Source organism: Halomonas ventosae, assembly GCF_004361885.1.
Lineage (GTDB): Bacteria > Pseudomonadota > Gammaproteobacteria > Pseudomonadales > Halomonadaceae > Halomonas > Halomonas ventosae_C.
In genome coordinates, this window is sequence record NZ_SNWH01000003.1 from 149,112 (window position 1) to 167,089 (window position 17,978).

12 protein-coding genes are annotated in these 17,978 nt (G+C 61.6%); 5 read left to right on the forward strand and 7 right to left on the reverse strand.

All coding sequences use genetic code 11. The annotated features are described in order from the left end of the window. Positions 1-26: 26 nt before the first annotated feature. From pglX to DFO68_RS03960, 7 genes are all read right to left on the reverse strand, one after another. Positions 27-3,680 carry a BREX-1 system adenine-specific DNA-methyltransferase PglX gene (gene pglX, locus DFO68_RS03930; RefSeq protein WP_133482267.1) on the reverse strand — a complete coding sequence of 1,218 codons (3,654 nt, stop codon included), beginning with the start codon at positions 3,678-3,680 and terminating at the stop codon, positions 27-29. Positions 3,681-3,951: 271 nt separating this feature from the next. After that, positions 3,952-5,469 (reverse strand): DNA-processing protein DprA, encoded by a 1,518-nt coding sequence (locus tag DFO68_RS03935; protein ID WP_133482269.1) that lies wholly within the window; start codon positions 5,467-5,469, stop codon positions 3,952-3,954. Next, positions 5,469-7,586, reverse strand: a complete 2,118-nt coding sequence (locus DFO68_RS03940; protein ID WP_133482271.1) for a RecQ family ATP-dependent DNA helicase — start codon at positions 7,584-7,586, stop codon at positions 5,469-5,471. Before DFO68_RS03940 ends, DFO68_RS03935 begins: the two co-directional genes overlap by 1 nt. 27 nt (positions 7,587-7,613) lie before the next feature. Continuing rightward, positions 7,614-11,309 carry a BREX system P-loop protein BrxC gene (gene brxC / locus DFO68_RS03945; protein ID WP_133482273.1) on the reverse strand — a complete coding sequence of 1,232 codons (3,696 nt, stop codon included), beginning with the start codon at positions 11,307-11,309 and terminating at the stop codon, positions 7,614-7,616. 9 nt (positions 11,310-11,318) lie between these two features. Further along, complete coding sequence (locus DFO68_RS03950; RefSeq protein ID WP_133482275.1) at positions 11,319-11,942, reverse strand: DUF1788 domain-containing protein; 624 nt, start codon at positions 11,940-11,942, stop codon at positions 11,319-11,321. Positions 11,943-12,095: 153 nt separating this feature from the next. Continuing rightward, the gene (locus DFO68_RS03955) at positions 12,096-12,710 is read right to left on the reverse strand and encodes a DUF1819 family protein (RefSeq protein ID WP_243726405.1); all 615 of its coding nucleotides are present in this window, start codon (positions 12,708-12,710) and stop codon (positions 12,096-12,098) included. A 143-nt stretch (positions 12,711-12,853) separates the two neighbouring features. After that, positions 12,854-13,819: a hypothetical protein gene (locus tag DFO68_RS03960; protein WP_133482277.1), complete on the reverse strand. Its 966-nt coding sequence runs from the start codon at positions 13,817-13,819 to the stop codon at positions 12,854-12,856. A 146-nt stretch (positions 13,820-13,965) separates the two neighbouring features. Between DFO68_RS03960 and DFO68_RS03965 the strand changes: the two genes are divergently transcribed. The 5 genes from DFO68_RS03965 to DFO68_RS03985 all read left to right on the forward strand — a co-directional run bounded on the left by DFO68_RS03965 (position 13,966) and on the right by DFO68_RS03985 (position 17,974). After that, complete coding sequence (locus DFO68_RS03965) at positions 13,966-14,640, forward strand: Fe2+-dependent dioxygenase (protein ID WP_133482279.1); 675 nt, start codon at positions 13,966-13,968, stop codon at positions 14,638-14,640. Positions 14,641-14,711: 71 nt separating this feature from the next. After that, complete coding sequence (locus tag DFO68_RS03970; RefSeq protein WP_133482281.1) at positions 14,712-14,960, forward strand: hypothetical protein; 249 nt, start codon at positions 14,712-14,714, stop codon at positions 14,958-14,960. A gap of 207 nt (positions 14,961-15,167) precedes the next feature. Beyond that, complete coding sequence (locus DFO68_RS03975; RefSeq protein WP_133482283.1) at positions 15,168-16,163, forward strand: TRAP transporter substrate-binding protein; 996 nt, start codon at positions 15,168-15,170, stop codon at positions 16,161-16,163. Beyond that, positions 16,164-16,703: a TRAP transporter small permease gene (locus DFO68_RS03980; RefSeq protein WP_243726406.1), complete on the forward strand. Its 540-nt coding sequence runs from the start codon at positions 16,164-16,166 to the stop codon at positions 16,701-16,703. Beyond that, a complete protein-coding gene (locus DFO68_RS03985) occupies positions 16,700-17,974 on the forward strand; it encodes a TRAP transporter large permease (RefSeq protein WP_133482285.1) in 1,275 nt (424 codons plus the stop codon). Before DFO68_RS03980 ends, DFO68_RS03985 begins: the two co-directional genes overlap by 4 nt. The last annotated feature ends 4 nt before the right edge of the window (positions 17,975-17,978 follow it).

The window sequence follows — 17,978 nt, forward strand, 5'->3', positions numbered from 1 at the left end:
GCTCACCTCAATACATCACAACGATTCTAGTTTCCAGTTACCGCCTTAACTTCCGCCAGCAAATCCCCAAACTTCCCATAGTTCACCTTCACCCCGTCATCCAGGTCCAGCGAGATCCGCTGGTCGGCGTAGTGGCGCAGCTTCTCGTCGAAGGTGTTGAGCTCGGCCTGCTGTTTGTAGAGCTTGCTGAGATCCTTCTCGATGCGCTTGGCTTCGGCGGCGGAGGCGCTGGCTTCCTTGTCCTGCTCCAGCTTCTCGACGTAGCCGGCGAGCTTCTCGGTCAGCGGGATCACGTAGTCGGTACGCATCTCGGCGAGGGTGCTTTCATTGTAACGGTGCAGGTAAACCAGGCATTCAAAGGCTTTCTGCTTGCCGGAGCTGAACAGCCAGTAGATGGGGCGTTTCTTGTAGGTGCGTAGGTGATCCTTGTAGAACTGCGTACTGAGGTAGCGGCGGATGGTGTCCAGCGCCGCCTCGCCCTTCTTGGCAGTGATCGCATGCAGGGAGAGACTCTCGGCGACGAAGTTGAGGTTTTCCTGAAGGTGCTCCTCGCCCCAGACGGTACGGACGAAGTCGCGGAAGCGGTTGGTGGCGTCGTCGGGGAACCACTCCTGGTCGGTCAACGGAATGATGGCATTTTGATCCGGCGCGAAGCTAGGTTCGGGGATTTGGGCGAGATAGTCGCGGACGGTTTCGCCTTGGCTGGCGAGGATCAGGCCGGGCTTGTCTAGAGAGTAGCGGCCCATCATGCATCCGATAGAATAAGAAGCAAGGTCCCTAAAAGTATCACTCTTAGCGATATTAAATTTTTCTTCGATAGTTTTGCTCCCCCCATGCCTGTATAAGGGGTTGCAACTCAGACTCACCTCGTCGCTAGGAACCGAATGCTCCATTTCATTTTTAAGGTGATAGGAATCTATTATTATTTTATTTAGCTCTTCCTCTAGCTCTTTCGCTTGAAGAAAAAGCTCGCGCCGATTTTTTTCTAAATTAAGGTACGATTCTTTAAGGCTGACTTCGCTACCACATGACGGGAGGAGCGGATGGGAGCAAAAATCCCAAGAGCTCTCAAAAGAATCCCAGTCGGACTTTGAAATATTAACTAGCTTGCGCGTAACACATCCAACCTTTTCCCTATCAAAACTCAACACTGGAATTTTACCAACATCACCCACTTGGAAGTGAAAAGAGGAATTTATTATTGAAATAAACTTATCGAATGCTTTTGAGTTGGCAAACCCAAGAAGCCACATGAGGTCTTCTCTTTTCGGGTAGAAGCAATGCCCTGAAATATCATGAAAACTATCTTCGGGGGCAAATCGAGCATTAAACTTACCCGAAGTTAGATCAGTCCAGGTTCCCTTGGGCTTGTTAAGGTTCTCCAAGGGAAGGATAGACGCGTTATTTTGCGAAAGAATGAAGTCTGGAGATCTGTTATACCTAAGCACATAATCCAAATTTCCATACCACCTCCGAAAAGATCCGCCTTTGATATATTTAATCCATTTTGGTTTTTTTTCACCGCTTTCATTTAGCTCTGAAAAAGAGATCTCATGCCATAATCTCAGGAACTTATCATTATTTGAAGTTTGCATTCCAACCTTAGGGCTCCCTAATTTTTTGAAGGGTATCCCATGATAAAATGCGTCTTTTATTTCCTGGCTAACCCAATAAGCCATAGGGTATCCCGGTATCTTTTTAAGCTCATCCGGTTTCTCTTCATAAAGCCATCCGCACTCTCGATCCTGAATGGCTTCCAGCGTTTTGGGCCCTTGATTCACAGCACCACGAAAATCAGACAGGCGAATATAGCTGCCGGTGTAGCTGGCGATATGCCCTTTGCTTAGAGTAAAGGTACAAATCGGCACTGTCGCGCCGTCAAACCCAGAATACTCAAGCTGGATCAAACTAGTAATCACATCCTCTTCAATCAGACGCTTACGCAGTTGCTCATAGCTGGAAATAAACATCCAAACGAAAGGCGTCATAAAGCCAAGCTGGCCATGCTCCTTTGCGAACGCCAGGTTGCGGATTATAAAGGCAGAAAACAGATCCTTCTCGTAGCCCTTGTACGCATCTTTCAGGTATTTCTTCACTGCTGGTGTTTGATATTTGCTGCCCATATAGGGCGGGTTCGCCACCACCGCTTCATACCGCTGCGCCAATACCCACGCCTGCTGCACAATGGGCATCAACTGCCTGGCAGCCGTCTTCTGCATGGTGTCGCCATTTTCAACGAGCTCGGTGAGCACATTCAGCAGGGACTTGAGCGGGGCTTCGAAACTGTTGGGCACTTCGATAAGCGAACCAAAGGTTTTGGCGTCCTGGAAGCGCTCGATCAGGTCGACGATGGCCTTGTAGGTGCTGTCGTTGCTGGAGAGCTCCTTCTGCTCGCCCTCGAACAGGCTCTGGGACTGGCCCTGGTGCCAGTCGCCGGTGAGGTTGAGATCGCGCCACAGGGTGCCGGCATCCAGGTGCTGAGTGCTCTGCAGGGCCATCACGTTGAGACGGACACCTCTTGAGAAGATCCGACGGTCGTCCTCTCGGGCCTTCATCAGCAGCGCGAAGCCGGCGAGCTGGGCGGCGCGGTCGTCGATATCCAAGCCGAATATGTTGTTCTCCAGGATCAGTTTAGGGATATCGCGGGAGCGGTAGCCGCGCTCCTCGTAGATCGCCTTCAGCACGTTGTAGGCCTCGACCAGGATGTGGCCGGAGCCGCAGGCGGGGTCGAGCACCTTGATGGTCTCGGGGTCGATGCTCGCCGGGGTGATGGCGTCCAGCTGGGCCTGCACCTCGGGCTCCTGCTCGGCGGGCTCGATGTAGTACGGCATCTGGCCCTTGAGGGGGGAGTCCGGATAGGTCTGCAGCCACTGGCGCCCCACGGAGTTCTGGACCAGGTACTGGACGATCCAGTTGGGGGTGAATAGCTGGGTGGCAGCGGGGATGTCCTCGCTCTTCACCACCTTGCCGATCACCTCGTCCTTCTTATCGGCGATGTAGAACTGGTAGAGCCAGCCGATCACCTCGACGTCCTGCCAGTCCTCCTCGGGAATCGCCTCGACCAGCTCGCGGATCAGCGAGTCGGTCTTGGTCAGGTTGTCCGGCAGCAGCAGCTCGCTGGCGTCGTCCAGCGGCTCGAACAGGAACGGCATGGCCTCGTGCAGGGCGTGACACTGGGCCAGCAGCAACTCGCGGTAGAGCGCCTCGTCCTGGGTGCCGTCGAGCTTGAGCTCGCGCACCCGGGCGGTGTCCAGGCTCTTGTCCAAGGCAGGCAGGTCGATCTCCAGGCAGTCATCGAGAATCTGGAAGCCACCCTCGTGGTCCGGGTGGGAAAGCACCCGCCGGCCATGATTCAGATAGCCCTTGAGCTCCATGAAGCGGATCGCACACAGGCGGTTGAACCAGCTGTAGGCCGCCTGCTCCATGGCTTGCTCGAAGCCCAGCCGGGTCACCCACTTGGCCAGCGCCTCGCGGGGGCCACGCAACGCCTTGGGGAAGCTGTGGGTCTGGCCATCCAGGGCGCTGATCAGCATCACGTCGCCACGCACCTCGGCGGGCGCGACATGGCCCTCGCCCTTGTGGCCCGCGCTGATGCCGTAGCGAGCGGCCTGGCGGGTCATGGTCTCGATGAAGCGGGTACGCGCCTTCGGGGCGTACTTCTTGATGTTCCCTGTGTGCATGCTGGATTCCTGATCTTGCGGGTTGCTATCGCCGGGCAAGGTGTTCTCGCCTGTCCCGTGTCCCAGGACACGGGACAGGCCACTTGATGCATGGGCAGGAGCGTCAAGAGCTTTCGGTCGCTGACGGTGCCATGTACAGCAACGGGCGCCGCCACATCCGCGCTTGTTTGGCAAAGCCCACGGCAGCTATGCTCTTCGCGTATGGACTGGGAGAGCCCGGTCGGCGTCTGGGCCTCGGTGAGCTGCATCGAGGCCTTTCGCTGTGCGGCATTTACGATGATGTCTCGAAGGTACGCGGGGCGCGCAAGCGACGCACATGGCGCTCCACATCGTCCTCGGTGGGATCGGCTGTCTCTGGAATTGCTAGGTACCGGACAGGCCGGGTGAGCTTTTCCGCTCTCTGCTCTTCCACGGCCTGCTTGAGCCAGGTATTCACCTGAGATTTCTGCAGTCCCGTATCGGCAACGATCTCATCTACCGTTCTTGGGGACTGGGCAAACCGTTGCAGCTCGCGCAGGAACAGCTGATAAAAATCGATGCCGCCTACTTGCCAGGGTGCCTGACTTGAGCGTGCATCGGGTTCTTGCTCGGCAGGATCCGCGGCTGCATCCATGCTGCCGGTCGCCGTTGCTTCGGGGGCCGCAGTCTGCCCCGCCTCCTCTTCTGTCTGTCCCTCCGGGGTCGGCTCGAAGGCGGATTCCGGTTCGGGCTGCTGCAGGTTTTCCAAGGGTGCGTTCACGGCACCAAAAAGGTCAGCCTGGGGTAGCTCCGCGGTGCTTTCGGAATCGCCATTATCAGCGGGAGATTCTGCAGCGCTGATCGTTTGGTCATCGGCAGACGATTCTGTCACCGACGACGGTTGAGGCAGAGTGAACAGTGCTTGTATCTCTAACTGGTCTACCTCCTGCGCGCACCAATCGCCACCAGCACTGACAAGCTGCTGGTTGCCGGCTTCCGGGTCCTGTGAGGGCTTCACCCAGAGCGTCACCCAGCCCTTCTTGAGGTTCTCTTCCGCGCCTGCCTTGGTGCCGCCACTACTGCCGGAGTGCACCACGACGGCGGCATCTGCAAGGCAGTAGATATACTTGTTGCGACCCATGGCGTTGCCGGCATTGAACCCGGCTTCCGGATAGTAGGGCGAGACCAGCACAAGGCCGCCATTCATCAGCCCTTGGCGCCACTGGCTGGAGGTCGCCGCCTTGAGGAGGCCTTCACTGAGGATTCCAATGACGGGGCCACCCTCCTGAACCGCCCCTTGCATGGCGGCTTCGTCTATTCCGCGCGCCCCACCGGATACGATCCCTGTAGCGGCTTGAGCGGCTTTCGCTCCCAGCTTGCGCGCATAGGTCAGGTCATCATTACCTGCCTTGCGCGAACCCACTACGGCAAGACCACCGGCGTTGAGAAGCTCAGCATCGCCACAGCCGTAGAGTACGGGGGGAGCAGCATGCTTCAGTCGTTTTTTTAGTCGCCTTGGGTATTCCGGATCGGATCGAGTGATGACCCACAGGCCCGAGCGCTGCCACTTCTCCATGGCCAGCGCCATGCTGCTACCACGCTGCAGCAGGGCCTCAAGCCGGTCACGAGGAATCTTCTCATCACTCCACTTGCCCAGCACCCAAGGCGCGGCATGGCTCAGCAAGTCCCCTGGTGTGTGATTTGTTTCATGCAGCCATTGGGCAAAGCGTCCCCACTCGGTGGGCGTCAATGGTTTGGCCGCCCCCTTGGCAGGCTTACTGAAGTAGCTGGTAAGCAGGAGAGTTGCCTGTGCGGCTGTCGATAGGGTCATCAATCATTCACCGAACTGGATGCCAGGGCTGTAGGGTAGACAGGCCCCGTGCCAGCACGTTGCAGCAGAGCGGCGATCACGGTCAATGTCCAGCCTGAGTCGACGATATCATCGACCAGCAGCACGGGTTCTCGCGGTAACCCGTTGGCGACTTCGAAGACACCGTCAAGGTTACGGCACTGGTGGAAGCGGTTCTGCTGGCCTTTCTGGGGCTCATTGTGCCTGATCTTGCGTACAGCATCGACGTAAGGCAGCCCCAGCCGGTTGGCCAGCCGCTGGGCGAAATCCGGCACCAGGTGCGGATGATTGAGAGATGGCACGGCACATACCCAGCCGGGGCGGGGTTGCGGCTGCCAGCGCTGTTCGATCATCTCGGCCATGGCTTCGACCAAGTCGTCGCCGAACCGGCCCTGATGTTTACCCTGTTTGACCAGCCGCCCCCAGCCGCCGTCATTCCATCGGGACAGAACGCGACCTTCTTGTGCCTGCAGGCCAGAGGGAAGGTTGCCTCGAAAGCCATACTGCTGGAAGGCATTGGCGGCAACCTGCTTTCGTGGCTTGATGGCCATCTCGGCATGGCGCTGGTAGGTCGCTGCCTGATGAATCAGCTGCGGATCGACCTGAGTTGGCACCAGCGACTGGCCCAGACAATTGGTACATCGGCCACAGGGCGCGCTCTGCGGATCATCCAGGGCTAGGCGCAGAAAGTTCATCAGGCAGCCCGTGGTGTTGATGTAGTCGTTGACCTGCTGCCACTCCCGCTGCCGGATTTCAGTTAGATGCTGAATACGTTGATAGTCTGGCTGATAAGCTACCGGCGTCCGTCGCCACATACTGCCATCTTTCACCACCGGAGCGGGCGACTCCACACTGAGGATTTTCAAGGTCTTGTCGATCTGGCTGCGTCGCAGGTTGGCATGCTGTTCAATCCGAGTAACCGGCAATCCATCAAAACGCGCCAGGGTGTCGAGAACCGTATTGATCTCATGATCCGACGGAAACGCCGAGCGCCGAAAATACTCGTGAATATCGTCGTCTTCGTGACCGGCAATCAGCACGCCAAGTGCAGAGTCGATGGCCCGCCCGGCGCGCCCTACCTGCTGGTAGTAGGCAACGATGGAGCCAGGTGCCTGGTAGTGGATAACAAAACCGAGATCCGGCTTGTCGTAGCCCATGCCCAGTGCTCCGGTGGCCACCAGCACCTTGAGCTCATTGCGGAGCAGTCGATCTTCCAGGTACTCGCGATAGCGGTTATTGTCGGTCAACCCTTGCGCCCGCAGCCATTCGGGCGGGCTGACATCGCCGTAGTAGGCGCTAGCCTCGATGCCACCACGCTGAAGCCAGTCGGCTACCTGCTCGGCGTCTCGGGTGGTGAGGGTATAAATGATGCCGGTGCCCGGGAGCGTCGGGACCACCTGAGCCAGCCAGGCGAGGCGAGAGGCCTGATCCGGTAATATCATCGCCTGCAGTGCCAGGCTCTCACGCCCCAGCGGGCCACGCTGGATCAGAATATCTCCCATCTGGGTACGAATGTCGTCGATGACCCTGTCGTTGGCGGTCGCTGTGGTGCCCAGCACCGGCACCCCAGGTGGGAGCTGCCGTAGGATGCCGACGATACGCCGATAGTCGGGACGGAAGTCATGGCCCCAGTCGGAGATGCAGTGCGCCTCATCGACCACTAGCAGCCCGATACGATCGGCGATTGGCATCAGCACGGTTCGCACGAATTCATCGTTGGCCAACCGCTCAGGAGATATCAGCAGGCAGTCAACCTGACCGGAAAGCAGGGCCTTCTTCACGACCTCAACTTCTTCACGGCTATTAGTTGAATTGATGGTCTCCGCACGAATGCCCAGGCGCTTGGCCGACTCGATCTGGTTACGCATCAGGGCCAGCAGCGGCGAGATGATGATGGTGACGCCAAAGCCGCGGTCACGCAGGATACGAGTGCTGATGAAATAGACCGAGCTCTTGCCCCAGCCGGTGCGCTGAACCACCAGCAGCTTTCGCCCTTGATTCACCAGTGCATCAATCGCTTCCCACTGCCCCGGGCGAAAAGAGGCGGAATTATCGTCCAGCGCGGTCTTGAGAAGCTGTTCGGCGTGTTGCCTATCCATAACATTTGCTCCTAGAGATCATATGTCTCATCGCAGGCGAATCCGCTTGTTCGCCTTGATCGCCCCTTCCAACTCGCGCTTGAGGGCGTCGAGGAAGGCGTCGACCTCCTGCTGGCTCTCCAGGTAGACCCCTTCGTGGGTGCGGCTGAGCACCTGGCTGACGCTGACCTCGGCGACGGGCTTGGGGGCGGCTACCGGGGCGCCTTCGCGCACGTCGCCGGCGGGCGTTTGGGGTTCAGATGCGGGAGCACCGCCTGTTGGCTTGGCGTCGTCATCGCGGGTGCCGGCATATTCCACCCCCTTGCGTGCGGCGCGCTGGCGTTCGGCCTCAGCTAGCTGTTCGCGGTGGAACTGGTCGAGGCTATCCTGCTCGCGGTCGTTGGCGGTATCGCCCTGCAGCAGGTAGATCTGGGCGATGCCGGTGGCCGCTTCTATCTCCTGTTTGAGCAGCTGCAGCGGGCGCAGCAAGCGGTTGCTGAGCTCCGCCGTGCCAATGCCGCTCTTGACGATCTCGGCGCTGACTCGGGCGATGCGTTTGTCGATCAGACCGATGGCGTGCTCGCGCTTCTGCTCCAGCAGCTTAGTGTTGGTTTCATCGACGCTGTGAATCAGCCCGGCGACCTTCTGCAGCATTCCGTAGGGCGCTTCGGAGGCGTAGATGCGGTCCAGCTCGGTCAGGGCTGCCCTCGCTTCGGGCTCCTTCTCCAGCGCCGGGCGGTTGGGGGCGAAGCGGGTCAGCGCCTGGTCCAGCTGTTTCCAGGTGGTGAGCTGCTTGGTGAAGAACTCGTGAAGGTCGCGGTACTCCTCTTCGAGGTCGAGCAGGTGTTCCTGCTGATCGGCCACCGCCGTGAAGAAGTCGAAGCTGTCGTCGATGCGCAGCAGGTGTTCGACCTCCTTGAGGGTGCTGTCGATGGCGGCGCGGCCCGGGAAGCGGCCCACTTCGGTCTTGCTGCGGTAGGCCTCCAGGTCCTTCTTCCACTCGCTCAGCCGGTCGACATAGAAGGCGTAGAGCTCCTTCTCGCTGGAGGGCCCGAGCTTGGTGAACAGGTCCTTGGTGAGGTTGCGCACCTGGCGCAGCACGGCATCGTCGGTCTGGCGCTTCTTCTGGATGCGCACCTCGCTGCGCCGCCGGCTGTTGTCGAGCAGTTCGAAGGCCTCCTTGCCGGGCAGCGCCGGGCCGGCGGTGTGGAAGGTGAGCCTTCCTGCGGCATACAGCCGGCCGAGGATCAACAGGGTCTCCTCCACCGGCCAGCCGAAGGGGCGGTTGCTGAAGCGCTCCAGCAGCGGGTTGAGCGGCACCGGCTCGCCGCCATGCAGGCCGATATACGTTTCCATCTCGCGCACCGCCTGGGGGTTGCCTTCCTCGCCGTCGAGCTCGATGGCCTGCTGACCGATGTCGTCGGCGGTCATCACCGCGAGCAGTTCGCGCATGGGGTCGGGGGTGAGCACCTGCAGGTAGCCGAGCTTGCTGTAGGTGTTTTCCAGCAGGTACTGGCAGGCATCGTCGAGGCGGGCGCTGAGGTTGCTGCGGTTGATGTCGAGCTTCTGGCCCAGGGCGTAGACGTCGGCGTCGAGGAGCATCTCCTCCAGGCGCACCAGCAGGTGCTTGCGACGCTCCTGGTTCTCGCGTCCGCGATCGGCGAGGATGCGCTCCACGCTGTTGTCGCCGGAGGCGGCGTTCAGGCGGATAAACTTCTCGGTCTTGATGAAGGTGCGCAGGTCGTCGAAGAAGGCCTTGTTGTCGCCGAGGCGAATCAGCACCTGGCCCTGGTTCTCGTTGCTGCGGTGGATGCAGCCCGCCTCGCCGTTCTGGACCGAGTAGCTCTGGGTGTAATCGATATCCAGCGGCGAGACCACCTCGACACGCAGCTGGCTCTGGAAGCGGCCGTCGATGGTGTGGCCGTCCAGGTAGCGGCCGATGGTGTAGTCGGTCTTGTTGAGCGGGTAGCGGTACTTGTTGCGGTCGCGCAGGCGGTCCTTGTAGATCATCTCGGCCAGCAGCTTGTTCTCGTCGCTGCTGGTGATCTCGGTGGCCTTGATCTTGCGCGTGATGTCGCGCTCCTCGTTGGTGAGGAACAGGTACTCCTCGCCGTTGCGGGTGACCAGGCTCTCCTTCTCCAGGCGGGCCAGGGTGCCTTCCAGGCGCTCGCGGATCGCCAGGCGGTCATCGTCGATGCGGGTGATGGCGAGCGTGACCAGGTTGTCGAGAGTGCCCTTGACCAGATCGACGTAGCGGATCATGAACAGGGTGCGCAGGATCTCCACGTCGAAGGCGTCCAGGGCTACGTTCTCGCCGGCCTGGTCGATGGTGCGCTTGACCGCGGTGTCGAGGAAGCCTTCTACCGCACCGTAGAAGCTGTGCATCGGCACCAGGGCGCCGATGTCCTGATCTGCCACTGCCATGGCGGCCATCTGGAAGGCGTCGAGCATGGAGCGCTCGCCGTAGGCCAGGTGCGCCCCGGTGGCGCCGACCTTGCGGATCTCCTCGAAGACCTTCTGGACCAGCTGGAAGTGGTACGGCACGAAGGGGTAGTTGGCGACGAAGCTCTCCGCACCATCGACGTTCTTGAGCGTGGGGCCGGAGCGGTCGAAGGTGAGCTGGTTGCGCAGGATCGAGCCCTTGGCCTCGAACACGCCGGCCAGCTCGTCGCGAGCCTCAGGCGTCTTGGCCAGCAGGCGCTTGCGAATCACCTCGTCGGAGTTGGAGCTGGAGAGCGACAGGCGGGTCTTGAAGCGCCCGGCGATCTTGGAGAAGTCGTTGGCCTTGGCCGCGGTCATCTCGCCGAGCACGGCGTCCATGTCGGCCTGGGAGGTGACCACGATCCAGGCGCGGCCGCCACAGAGGGTGCCGAGGTTCTCGGTGAGCGTCTGCAGGGTGAGCATCAATCGCGTGTCGCTGCCGATGAACTGGCCCACCTCGTCCACCATGAAGACGATGCGCTGGGTCGGGGACTTCTCGTCCAGGTACGCCTTCACCCAGCGGCAGAAGTTCTCCACCGAGACGCTGAAGGTCTCCTCGGAGTCCTCGAACCACTTGTGGGCCGCCTCCGGGGAGAGATCCAGCGCCTGGCTGATCGCCTGCTCGATGTCGTCCTGGTAGAACTGGAAGCCGTCACGCTCCTCTTCCCAGACCATGCCGCTGGCTTCCTGGAACGCGGCCCTGAAGCGCTCCAGCACGCCGCGCTGGGCCAGGTGGCGCTCCATATGGGCGATATGCGGGTGGTCGCCGCTGAAGCCCTGGTACTCGTTGAACACGCGCAGGAAGACGTTGAGGATCGGGTTGCCGCCGTCGTTGGAGCTCGCCTTGCTGTCGATGTTGAACAGGATGACCTCCGCCGGCTCCTGCACCGCCTTGGCGATGTCGGCGCGAATCATGGGGTCGTGGAGCTTGTGCTCGTCGAAGAAGTCGGCGGCACGGTGTGCCTTGCCGGCATCGTCCTCGGCCTCAATGTTGGCGAGCAGGTAGGAGAGCGCCTTGAGGAAGTGCGACTTGCCCGAGCCGAAGAACCCCGAGATCCAGACCCCGACCCGGTTGGCGATGGAGGGGTCGCCGAGCGGTGTGGCGTAGGACTCGAAGAAGGCACGGAAGTGCGTCTCCAGCTCGTTGGTCACCACGTACTCGTCGAGCTCCTGGTAGACCGTCTCGCGGTCCTTCTGGTCGGCCTTGACCACCCCGTTGATGGGGCGGTTCAGGGATTTCTGGAAGAGGTCCTGGATTTTCATGGAAGGCTCTCAAGGCACTAGTGAGAAGGCGCGGTAATAGTGATTGCCGGCGATACGGTTGAACAGCGTCAGGCTCTGGCCGTCGTAGCTGCCGGGGTAGAAGAGCACCAGCGGCTTGTGGCCGAGCCGGCCGTGCAACGCATTGAGCAGACTGTGGGCACGCATCACCGGCCAGACGCTACCCACGCCTGACAGCAGAATGATATCGGGGTCTTCCGACAGCGCGTGTCGGATCAGGAAAGGAGCGAACTTGTCCATGTGCAGCGGGCCACGCAGCGCCTTGAGCAGCGCCGCATCGCCCTTGGTCTGCTGCATGGCGATGGCCTTGTCGAGAAAGCCGCGTTCCTGTAGGTAGTCGCGCAGCACGCGCAGCAGGTTGACGTGGTCGACCGTCAGCTCGCTGTGCTGACGGGACAGTACCCCTTCCAGGAAGGTGAGGTACTCGCGAACCTGCAGTTCGTGCTCGGGGGGATAGTCGAAGATCCAGAAGCCGATCTCGTTGCCCAGCCCCTGGCCGGAAAGGAAGGCCGGGCTGGTGATCTTCTCGGCGACCTGGTTGAGGCGATCCTTTAGCTGGGGATCGTCCTGGCGGGCCGCCTGGCGGTTGGCCAGGGGAGTGTCGGCGTGTGACATGTGGTTCCCATCCCTGTGTCTGCGTTCCTTGGCATCTCATTCTTTTTAAGGCGTTTTTTGGCATGCTGCGAGGCGCGGCCCGATGGCTTGCCGCATCGACCGCCGGCAACCCTGACATTCAGGCACGCTACCGCCAGCCCGGGTCCATGGCGTTCAACGCGGCCCCAGGGCATTCAGACAGTCCAGCAGCCGAATCAGGTGGTGCCTTTCCAACAGGCTCACTACCTCGGGCCGCAGCATCAGCGGTCGCAGCCGACGGCTACGCGCATTATCCAATAAGCCTACTTCGCATAGCATACGAAAGGCCACCTGCCCCATCTTTCGTCTAGAAGAGGCTGTCCAGTCGGTAATGGCCGGATCGCGGAAGGCTCGGTCGTCGAGGAAGTCGTCCCACTGGTAGGGCTCAAGCGTTTCCTCGTGGGTAACGAAAGCATCGGCCACCACTGTCTCCAGAAATTCCACCAGCAGCAGGTTCCGAGCCAGTGCCGCACAGAACGCCACCTGGGTGGCCAGCTGGTCGTCGCTGTCGTGCAAAGCCTGCCAGAACGGCGGCGGGAGCTTCTCGAGGCGCTTGCGGATCGCCTGGGCCATGCGCCTGGCTGAAGCCGGCCGCGACTTCTGGAGGCGATTCTCGTCGATGATGGCTGCCTTCCAGGCCGCGTTATCGACACCGGCCAGCAGCAGCTCGGCCACGATGCGGCTCTCGCGCACCATCAACGAGCCGCCGATGAGGTCGGAGTGGTAGTCGAAGGTCATGGAGTATGGCATTGGGCCAAGACACTTGCAGCAGCTGGAGGCGGACCCACATGGTGGTGGCACGCCTGCACAAGCGCAACGACTTTGCCGTTGGTATACACGGGACTCCAGGCCGGCGCGACCAGTGGATGGACGAGCCGGCCCGCGTGGCGGGCTCAGTAACGGCCGAGCAGCGATTCCAGCTTGAAGGTGTTGGCGGAGAGCTCTCCGTAGCTCATCACCGGGTTCTGGGGCGCCACGGCGGAAGGCCAGGCGGCCATTGCCTGGTCATAGGCCGCCATCAGCTCCGCGTAGGCCGCTTCGTCGCTGGCCTTGAAGAGCTCGGCGTGTTGTTCGAGCAGCGCCCTGGCAGTGAGCATGAAGCCGCGCCCGTCCTGATACTCCAGGACATTGACGAACTGGCCATCATCCACGGCCTCCTCGTACTCGTGCACTGCCTGGCGCAGCAGGGCCAGCTGGACACGGCTCTGGAAGGCCGGATCGTCGCGCAGCTCAGCATCGACGTCCTGCATGGCGGCATCGATGGCGTCGATGGCGGCCTGGTAGGCATCGGCATGTTCGCCCCATTCCCCGCCCTCTCGGACGTCATGCATCAGCGCCTCGAGGGTATCCTCGAACGGCGCCACGCCTCGGCGTTCCAGGGCCGGCTCCAGGGGCTCGTAATGCTCGTGGAGGGGATGGCCGAAGTGCGGCTGGGAGGCGGTCTGCTCGCCTTGCTGATAGAGCTCGCGGGCGATGGCCAGGTGGCCCTTCATCATGGCGAGGTTGGTGTAATAGACGCCTGGGTTGCTGGCATCGACACCCTGGCCCGCTTCGCCGCCTTCACCACCTTCGCCGCCTTCTCCACCGACAGAGGCATCCAGGTCGTCAAACATGCTGAAGGTCTGCGCCGAACCACCGCCTTCGCCGCCTTCACCACCTTCACCGCCTTCACCGGCTTGCTGCTGATGGTCGGCCTCATCGCCTTCGCCACCCTGGTCCACTTGGGCGAGCAACAGGCTGTCGGGGCCCTGGGTATAGTCGCCCGGCAGCGGGTTATCGGCCCAGGTGGCCGCGCTGGACCCCAGCAGAACGGAGGCGCCGACGCCGACCCAGAGCTTGGTGCGAGTACTGTTAGACATGCAAACTTCCTTAAGCACAGGGATTGCGAGAACCCTCGGCCCTTGGGCCCGAGGCACACACCTAATTATTGACGTGCTCAAATCTTAATGCAAATAGTTCGCAATACTTTATAATGAGACTCTCCCTCTCAACTGGAGCGATTCCCGTGATTCTCTGCATCGATCAGGTCATCCCGACGCCACTGTTGTCGCGGGTCCAGGCGACCCTGGCCGACACCACCTACCGCGATGGGCGGGAAACGGCTGGCTGGCATGCCCGAACCGTCAAGCAGAACGAGCAGGCCGATGGCCGCCTGCCCCAGGTGGTCCGCCTGCGCAAGGAGCTGGAATCGACCCTTCAGCGTCACCCGCTGTTCCAGATGGCGGCCCGCCCGCGACGCATGAAACCGCTGATGTTCAGCCGCTATCAGGAGGGCATGAGCTACGGCAACCATGTCGATGATGCCATCATGGCCACCCCCGAAGAGGCCATGCGCACCGATCTCTCCTTTACCCTCTTCCTCAACGACCCGGACAGCTACACGGGCGGCGAGCTGGTGATCGATACAACCGCCGGCGAGCAGACCTACAAGCTGCCCACCGGGGCCCTGGTCCTCTACCCCTCCTCGACCCTGCACCGTGTCGACCCCGTGACTCGTGGCCAACGGCTAGCCGCCGTGGGCTGGGCCCAGAGCCAGGTTCGTGACCCACAGCAGCGGGAGATCCTCTTCGACCTGGATACCACCCGCCGCCAGGAATTCGAGGCACACGGCAAGACCCGCACCTTTGACATGCTGTCGAAGAGCCTGGCTAATCTGTTACGCATGTGGGCGGAGATCTAGGCAAGACATTGGAAGGTGGCCAGAACCAACGGTTAGAATGAACCCAACGCTTATCCATGCGAGGTGTTCCGGTGTCCCGCAACGAGAAAACCATCCTGGCCTTCGACCAGGCCGGCAACGAATATTTCATCGACGTGTTCGTCAGCGTCCGGGATCTCAGTGACCTGCAACATGCCGGCCCGATCCAAAGCGGCCTACCCGCCTTCCGCACGCGAGAAGGTCACTCAGTCACTCACCTTGGCGGGGGCGAGTTCGCTGTGACGGTGCCCGGCGAGGAGGAGCCGATTACCGTCAGGACCGACGACCCCGAGTTCGTATAAGGGCATACATGCTCGGCGGCGGCCGAGTCTATCGACGGGAACGAGCATCGCCACGAAAGGAGCTGCGCCTTTCGTCACCCCGCGCTGGGCCTGACGGAGCCCATGTCATGTATCTCCTGCTGTAAGGCGTGCCGAGGTCTCGTTTGACCGCCGGCGCGCGCCTCAGGCATGCTCTTCAAGCCACTGACTCACCAAAGGAAAATGACAATGAAAGGTTATGCATGCCATACGCTGGCGCTCGCCGTCTCGCTAGCGGTGGCCACCGGCACTAATGCCGCCGAGTTCGACGACATGGATCCCGTCACCCTGCGCCTGGCCCATGTGGTCAACGAGCAGGACGGTTTCCACATCGCCGCCAAGAAGTTCGAGGAACTGGTAGAGGAGCGCACCGAGGGCAAGGTGAACATCGACATCTACCCCAACGCCAGCCTCGGCGACGAACGCACCCTGCTCGAGGGCATGCAGATCGGCACCGTCGACATGGGCGTGATCACCAATGGGCCAGTGGCCAACTTCGTCGAGGGGATGGCGGTCTTCGAGCTGCCCTTCCTCTTTCCCACCCCGGAGGCCGCCTACGCGGTGCTCGACGGTCCGATCGGCCAGGAGCTGCTGGACCGCCTCAGTGAGGTCAACCTCAAGGGCCTGGCCTATGCCGAGCGCGGTTTCCGCAACCTCACCAACAGTGAGCGCGCGGTTCACAGCCCAGCGGATATCGCCGGACTGCGCATCCGTGTGATGGAGAACCCGGTCTACGTCGACACCTTCCGTGAACTGGGGGCCAATGCCATTCCCATGGCCTGGACCGAGGCGCTGACCGCCATGCAGCAGGGCACCATCGACGGCCAGGAGAACCCGATCAACGTCATTCATTCCTTCAAGCTCTATGAGACCCAGGACTACATGACGCTGTCACGCCATACCTATGCGCCAGCCATCTTCGTGATGGGCATGCCCGCCTGGAACACGCTGCCTGAACCGGCGCAGACCGTGCTGGAGCAGGCCGCCCAGGAGGCCGCCGAGCACGAGCGTCGGATGAATGCCGAGATAGAGGCCGAGCAGCTGGCCGACCTGCGCGAGGCGGGCATGCAGATCGTCGAGGAACCCGATATTGCCGCCTTCCAGCAGGCCGTAGTCCCGGTCTACGAGAAGTACGGCGAGCAGTTCGGTGACACCCTGCCGCGCATCCAGGAGGCGCTCGAGTAAGTGCACGACCTCGCCCCTTCCCTGCTACGAGCGCTGCGCTGGAGTGAGCGAACCCTGGACGCCGTCATCGCCCCTGTGGTCTGCATGGCGATGGCGGCATTGATCGGTATCATTACCCTGCAGGTGGTCTCCAGGGTCGCCTTCACTGCCGTGGGCTGGACCGAGGAGGTGGCCCGTTTCCTGCTGGTCTGGATCACCTTCCTCGCTGCCACCCTGGCCTTCCAGCGTGGACGGCATATCGCGGTGACCTTCATGGTCGACGCGCTGCCCGGCCTCCCCCGGCGGCTGGCGCGCATCGCCGCCCTGCTGGTAACGCTGGGCTTCCTGCTCGCCCTGATTGCCATCGGCTGGGAGTACATGCAGGTGCAGAGCTTCCAGAAGTCCGCCTCGCTGCGCCTCTCCATGACCTGGGTCTATGCCGTCATGCCGCTAGCCGCCGCGCTCATGGCCTGGTATGCGCTGGTCGATATCGTCACCCTGATGCTCGGCGACGATGGCGAGCGCCCTGACCCGACGGCATCGATGGAGCGCGAGCCATGACCGTCCTGCTCTTCGCGCTGTTTTTCGTGTTCATGCTGCTCGGTGTGCCCATTGCGCTGGCCATCGGCGCCAGCGTGCTCGTGGCGCTGCATGCTCAGGGCGTGCCGCTGATGGTGGTGCCTCAGCAGATGTTCCAGGGCATCAACTCCTTCGCTCTGGTGGCGGTGCCGATGTTCATCCTCGCCGGCGACCTGATGGCCCAGGGCAAGGTGAGCGAGAAGCTGGTGGCCTTCGCCGATTCGCTGTTCGGCTTCCTCAAGGGCGGCCTTTCCATCGTCTCGGTGGGCGCCGGGATGTTCTTCGCCGCCATCTCCGGCTCCGGGGCCGCCACCACCGCGGCGGTAGGCTCGAGCCTGGTGCCGGAGCTTCGCAAGAAGGGCTACGACCCCGCCTCGGCGGCCAGCCTGATCGCCGCCAGCGGCACCATCGGGGTGGTGATTCCGCCCTCGGTGCCGATGATCATCTATGCGGTGATCGCCCAGCAGTCGGTCTCCAAGCTTTTCCTCAGCGGCATCCTGCCGGGGATCGCCATGGGCGTGGGTCTCGCCGCCATCGCCATCGTCCAGGCCTATCGACGCCACTATCCGCGGGGCACCGCCTTCTCGCCGGCTACCATCTGGCGCACCTTCAGGGGGGCGAGCTGGGGCCTGATGACGCCGGTGATCATCCTCGGTGGCATCTTCTCGGGCGTGTTCACGCCCAGCGAGGCGGCGGCGGTAGCCGTCAACTATGCGTTGCTGGTGTCACTGTTCGTCTATCGCGATCTGGGCCTCGCCGACGTCTACCGCATCCTGATCCGCTCGGCGATCACCACCTCGGTGATCATGCTGGTGATCGCCACCTCGGCGGTGCTCAGCTGGACCCTCTCCAGCTGGCAGGTGCCGGGCGCCATCGCCCAGGCGGTGCTATCGCTCTCCACTGACCCCTACGTGATCATGCTGCTGGTGGTGGCGGTAATCCTGCTCACCGGGGTGTTCATCGAGACCGCCAGCGCGCTGATCATCCTCACCCCGGTGCTGCTGCCGCTAGTCACCCAGCTGGGCATCGATCCTATCCACTTCGGCCTGATCATCGTGGTAGGACTCGCCATCGGCATGATCACTCCGCCGGTGGCCATCAACCTCTACGTGGCCTCATCGGTCACCCAGCTGCCGCTGGAGCGCATCACCCGCGCCATTCTTCCCTACCTGCTGGGACTGATTGGCGTGCTGCTGCTGGTCGTCTATGTGCCGATCCTGTTGGGCTATTCCGGCGCGATCTCTCACGGCTGACCTC